Origin of the sequence: Roseateles sp., assembly GCF_036404855.1 — a bacterium.
Taxonomy (GTDB): domain Bacteria; phylum Pseudomonadota; class Gammaproteobacteria; order Burkholderiales; family Burkholderiaceae_C; genus Pelomonas.
In genome coordinates, this window is sequence record NZ_DASWYS010000340.1 from 1 (window position 1) to 5,717 (window position 5,717).

At 67.4% G+C, this 5,717-nt stretch carries 2 protein-coding genes and 1 pseudogene; all 3 read left to right on the plus strand.

From position 1 onward, the window contains the following. The first annotated feature begins 71 nt into the window (after positions 1–71). Positions 72–2,819, plus strand: coding sequence for a TonB-dependent receptor (locus tag VGF12_RS22725; protein ID WP_331178324.1), 2,748 nt, complete (start codon positions 72–74; stop codon positions 2,817–2,819). Continuing rightward, positions 2,809–4,854 carry an alpha/beta hydrolase family protein gene (locus VGF12_RS22730; RefSeq protein WP_331178325.1) on the plus strand — a complete coding sequence of 682 codons (2,046 nt, stop codon included), beginning with the start codon at positions 2,809–2,811 and terminating at the stop codon, positions 4,852–4,854. The genes VGF12_RS22725 and VGF12_RS22730 overlap by 11 nt, the downstream gene beginning before the upstream one ends. Before the next feature lie 228 nt (positions 4,855–5,082). After that, positions 5,083–5,717, plus strand: a pseudogene (locus VGF12_RS22735) (M13 family metallopeptidase N-terminal domain-containing protein); the annotation flags it as partial.

A 5,717-nucleotide genomic window follows, 5' to 3' on the forward strand; every position in this document is an offset into this window, starting at 1 on the left:
CTGGCCGTGCCTCCCAAGCCGTGATCGCCTGCCCGACCTGTCCTCGTTGTCTTTCCCTCTCTGGAGTACTCATGAACGCAAAACCGCATCTGATCGCCATCGCCGTGCTGGCGCTCGCCACGCAGGCGCAAGCGCAGGCCACTATGCCGAGCACCGATGCAGCCCCCAAGCTGGAGCGCGTTGAGGTCACCGGCAGCATGATCAAGCGCACGGACCGGGAGACGCCCACCCCGGTGTCGGTCATCACGCGGGATGACATCGAGCGCAGCGGTGCCACCACCTTGGACGAGCTGATGCGCATGGACCCCAGCGTGGGCATGGGCGGCCTGGACGACCTGAGCTCCGGCAACGGGTTTGCCGCCGGCACGTCATCCATCTCCATGCGCGGCATGGGTTCGGCCGCTACCCTGGTGCTGATCAACGGCCGTCGCATATCGCCCGCCGCCGTGGTGGATGTCAACAGCGGCCAGTCCACCATCTTCAACGTCAACTCCATCCCGATGTCGGCCATCAAGCGCATCGAGATCCTGAAGTCCGGCGCCTCCTCTTTGTACGGATCGGACGCGTTGGCCGGCGTCGTCAACATCATCTTGCGTGATGACTACGAAGGCCGCCTGATCGAGTTCAACGCCAAGCAGCGCGTGGACGACGGCCTGTTCAAGACCCATACGGTGACGGGCGTGTTCGGCTTCGGTGACATCGCGAGGAACGGCTACAACGTGATGGCCGGCGTGGAGCTGTTCAAGCGCGACGGCGTGGGTATCGCCGAGGCGCCGGACCTGGTGCAGAGCGAGCTGCTGACCAAGCTCTACAACCGCATGGTGCCGAGCTCGACCTCGTCGTGGCCTGGCAACCTCTACACCTACAACAACGGTTCCTCTGGCAGCTTCCGCGGCATGTTGTCGTCCGACTGCCCGACGCCGGCGCCGTACTCGTCGACCGTCAGCACGCCGCGCTGCCTGTGGGACTCCGACCGCTTCGATCAGTACACCGGCGGCCAGGACCGCATCTCCGGCTTCCTGCGCGGCAGTTGGTCGGTGAACGCCAACAGCACTGTCACGGCCGAGCTGATGGCCTCGCGCACGCGCAACCAGTACGAGGACTCGCCGACCAGCCGCACCGAGTCGCTGACCACCTGGGGCGACTCCAAGGGCAACTCCATCCAGTTCCGTGGCTTGGCCCTGCCGGCCAACCATCCGCAGAACCCCACGCGCCTGGCCAGCTCCGCCAATCCGGTGCTGCTCCCCAACTCCAGCGGCACCACCACGCGCTACACAACGCCTACCGTACTGGGGCTGCGTTACCGCTTCGCCGACCTGCCCTACGACCGTGAGACCCAGGCTGATAACCTTCGCGCGGTCGTCAGCGCCAGTACCGTCATCGCCGGCTGGGATGTGGACGGCGGCGTGCTGGCGCACCGCCAGAAGAACAGTGTCCAGCTCAATGGTCGCCTGAGCCTGTCGGGGCTGAACAAGGTACTGGCAGACGGCAGCTACATCTTCGGCGGCGTCAACAGCCCCGAGGTGCTGGCCATCCTGTCGCCGAAGATCAATGACGGCGGTTCGTCGCAGACCTCCTCGATCGACTTGCGCGGCTCGCGCGAGATTGGTCGTTTGGCCGGTGGCGCGGCCATGCTTGGCCTGGGCAGCGAGTTCCGCCACGAGGGCTTCGAAGTGAGTGCCGACCCCGTCACCGCTTCGGGTGACATCATCGGCCGCGGCATCGGAGAAGCTCGTGGTTCGCGCAACGTGGCCGCCGCCTATGCCGAACTGCAGCTGCCGTTCGTCAAGGATCTGGAAACCCAGGCGGCCGTCCGTGCTGAGCGCTACACCGACTTTGGCAGCGCCATCACCGCCAAGCTGGCCGGCAAGTACAAGATTGCCTCCGGCCTCGCAGTGCGCGGCACCTGGGCCAACGGGTTCCGTGCGCCATCGCTGTCGCAGGTCACCAAGTCGTCGGTGTTCGCCTTCGGCTCAGGTTACCGCGATCCCAAGCTGTGCCCGGTCGTCGATAGCTCCAACGGCAACTGCTCGCTGAGCTTGTCCACGGTGTCGCTGGCCAACCCCAACCTGGAGGCCGAGAAGTCCGACTCCTACACGGTGGGTGTGCTGTTCGAGCCCACCAAGTCGACCGACGTGGTGGTGGACTACTGGTACATCGAGCGCCGCGGCGAGGTGGACCGCCTGAGCGCCCAGGACATTCTGAACCGCGAGGCGGAGTTCCCCGGTGCGGTCATGCGTCTGGAAAGCACCGAGCCGGGCGAGCTCGGCCGCGTCTATCAGGTTCGCCGGCCCTACCTCAACCTGGCCAAGTCCAAGACCCATGGCGTGGACTACGAAGTCAGCCACCGCATCCCTCTGGCCGACTACGGCCGCCTGCGTCTGACGCTCAAGGGCACGCACACGGCGACGCGCAAGGAGCAACTGGAAGCGGGCCGTGCGTTTGTCGAGACGCTGGGCTTCTACAAGATGCCGCGTAACAAAGGCAGCGTCAGCGCCAATTGGACCCTGGGCGCATGGTCCACGTCGGCGAGCTACAACTTCCAAAGCGGCATGCAGAGCTTCTACAACGGTAGCAGTTGCGATGCCACACTGACCGCCGGCGGCTATGCCGACCTGTGCCGCATCAAAGCCTGGAACACCGTCGACGCCTCCGTCAGCTACAAAGGCTTCCGCGGCATGCGCCTGAGCGCATCGCTGCGCAATCTGGCCGACAAGCGCCCGCCGCTGGACCCGAACCAGACCACCAGCGGCTACAGCAGCAGCGTGGCCAATGCCTATGGCCGCTATCTGTCCGTGTCGGGGTCGTATGAGTTCTGACCGTGCCGCAGCGCCACGCTGGCGCGTCGGCGCGCTGGCCTGTTGGTTGCTGCTGCCCGCGCTGGCGGCAGCGGCGCCGATGGTGCCGGGGCCACAGCTGATCGCCGACGGCATCCCGCCCTTCGAGGAGCACGCGACTGCGGCGCGCTTGGAACCGAGTGCGACTCGCTTTGTGGGATGGCATCCGACGCGCGCGGAGATGCTGGTGCTGGCGCGCTCCGGAGCGCGTACCCAGCTGCATGTGCTGGATGGACCTCAGCTCAAGCGGCGCGCGCTGACGACCGGGGCCGATGCGGTCAACAACGCGCAGTGGGAGCCGTCGCGTGGCGACTATCTGGTGTTCAGCCGTGACCATGGAGGTGACGAGGCCTACCGGTTGTTCCGCCTGCAGCCGGGCACCGGCCCAGCGCTGGCCACGCCTGTGGCCATCACGCCTGCCGACGCGCGCGTGTCGGACTTCGAGTTCCTGCCCGGGCGCGGCAAGGCGCCAGCGGGGCTGGTCTTTCTGCTAGAGCAGCTGGATCGCCAAGTTGCCAAGGCAGGGGAGCGCGTGTCGGTGACGCGGTTGATGTGGGTAGACCCTCTCCAGCCGGCACTGGCGCGCCAGCTCGGCGAGGTGCGCGGTGGCCGTTTCACGGGCCTGCGCGTGACGGCCGGCGGCGCCATCGTCGTGACGCGCAGCCAAGGCGGGCGCAGCCAGCTGCTGCGCTTTGGCCTCGACGGTGCCGAGCCCCGGGCGGTCGGGACGTCGGTCAAGGCAGGCGACTCCGGCGACCTGCTCATTGACGGTGACGACTCCGGTGAGGACAGCGGGAATCTGCTGTGGCAGCGCCAGGCCGCACAGGGCGATTTCCGCCACTTGCAACGCCTGGACGTCGACAGCGGCCGCCGTGACGCGCTGCTGACCGACTTCCCGGCCGACCTCGAGGCGCTGGCCGTGCCGCGCGGGACGGACCGGCCGCTGGCGCTTGTGCACAACGAGGCCGGGGTGTCGGTGCTGCGGCTGTGGCAGCCCGGCGGCTCGGTGCCTCAGCGCATCGACGGCTCGCTGGCCAGTGGCGTCATCAGCAATCCGCGCTGGCATCCGACGCTGCCACTGCTGGCCTTCGGCCATGCATCAGCCAGCAGCCCGGGCCGCATCTACGTCTACGACAAGTCCAAGGCGGCGATGCAAGTCTGGGCGGAAGCCGATGCAGATGAAGCTCGCGAGCCCACCGAGTACACGACGCTGCGCTGGAAGAGCTTTGACGGCCTGGAGATCAGTGGCCTGCACATCGCGCCACCGGCCCGCTTCAAGGGGCCACGGCCCGTCTACGTCAGCATCCACGGCGGGCCGGCCTCGCAGTCGCGGCCCGGCTACCTGGCCAAGGGGCTGTACCAGCTTGTCAATGAGTTGGGCATGCACGTGATCCTGCCCAACGTGCGCGGCTCCGAAGGCTTCGGTAGGCGATTCGTGAACCTGGACAATGGCCGCCAGCGCGAGGACTCGGTGCGTGACATCTCGGCTCTGCTGGATCTGATCGGCGGACGCGCCGACATGGATGCCGCCAAGGTGGTCGTGGCCGGTGGCAGCTATGGCGGCTACATGTCGCTGGCCGTGGCCGTGCGCGAGTCCGCCCGCATCGTTGGCAGCATTTGCCGCGTGGGCATTGCCAACTTCGTGTCCTTCCTGGAAAACACCGAGAGCTACCGGCGCGACAACCGGCGCGCCGAGTACGGCGACGAGCGCGACCCCGAGATGCGGGCCTTCTTGCAGCAGATCTCGCCACTGACGCATGCGTCGGCGGTGAAGAAGCCACTGTTTGTCGTGCACGGCCGCAACGATCCCCGCGTGCCCTACAGCGAGGCGCAGGCCATGGTGCAGGCGGTGCGTGCGGCCGGGACGCCGGTGTGGTTCCTGACGGCCGAGGACGAGGGGCATAGCTTCACGAACAAGGGCAACCGGGAATTCCTGCAGCAGGCCACCTTCGAGTTCGTGCGCCGCTTGGTCAACGGCCAGCCGCTGCAGCCGGCGCAGGCAGCCACAGGTGGTTGATACCAGCTCGCCAAGGCGCGCCACCATGACAAGGATTGCCAGTTCAACGGGAACCTGAACGCGCCTGGCGTCAGCCGCCCACTGTCGGCCGCCGCCCCACGGCGCCGAAAGTCAGGGCGGCCGGCCCCCTCGTTCGGGGGCGCCCGTCCGGACCCATCCCATTTGGCAGGGGGTGTTCCTTGGCGTTCTCGCCTAGGCTGCGGGCCGTCTTTAAGCCCTCATGCCGCGATGAACGTCTTTCGCCTGTCCACCCTGTCCCTGATGCTGCTGCTGGGCACCGCCGCCCTGGCTGCCGAGCCCCGTTCCGGCCTTGACTTGGCCGGCTTCGACCGTGCAGTGCGCCCGCAGGACGACCTGTTCCGTGCCGCCAATGGCTACTGGTTGGCGACGACCGAGATCCCGGCCGACAAGTCCAACTACGGCAGCTTCATCGAACTGGCCGATCTGTCCGACCGGCGCGTTCGTGAAGTCGTCGAAGCCCTAGCCGCGAGCAAGCCCGCGGCCGGTTCGGCCGCGCGGAAGATCGTCGACTACTACGCCACACACCTCGACACCGCGGCCATCGACAAGGGCGGCATGGCGCCGCTGAAGCCGCTGCTGGACAGCATCGACGCGATCGCCAGCCGCGAGCAATTCGCGGCCTGGCTGGGGACTCGCGTCGGACAGGTCGCCGGCCTTGTCCGCCTTGACATCGACGCCGACGTCAAGCAGCCCGGCATCAACCGCCTGCAGATGCAGCAGGCCGGCCTGGGCCTGCCCAGCCGCGCCTACTACCTCAGGCAGGACGACGCGCGCATGGCCAAGACCCGCGCTGCCTACCTGGTCTACCTGGAGGCCCTGGCCCGCGAGGCTGGCCTGGCGGA

What these genes read in the sequence shown, in the direction of transcription:
- VGF12_RS22730 (WP_331178325.1), top strand. Translation starts at nt 2,809, where the DNA reads ATGAGTTCTGACCGTGCCGCAGCGCCACGCTGGCGCGTCGGCGCGCTG.
- VGF12_RS22725 (WP_331178324.1), top strand. Translation starts at nt 72, where the DNA reads ATGAACGCAAAACCGCATCTGATCGCCATCGCCGTGCTGGCGCTCGCC.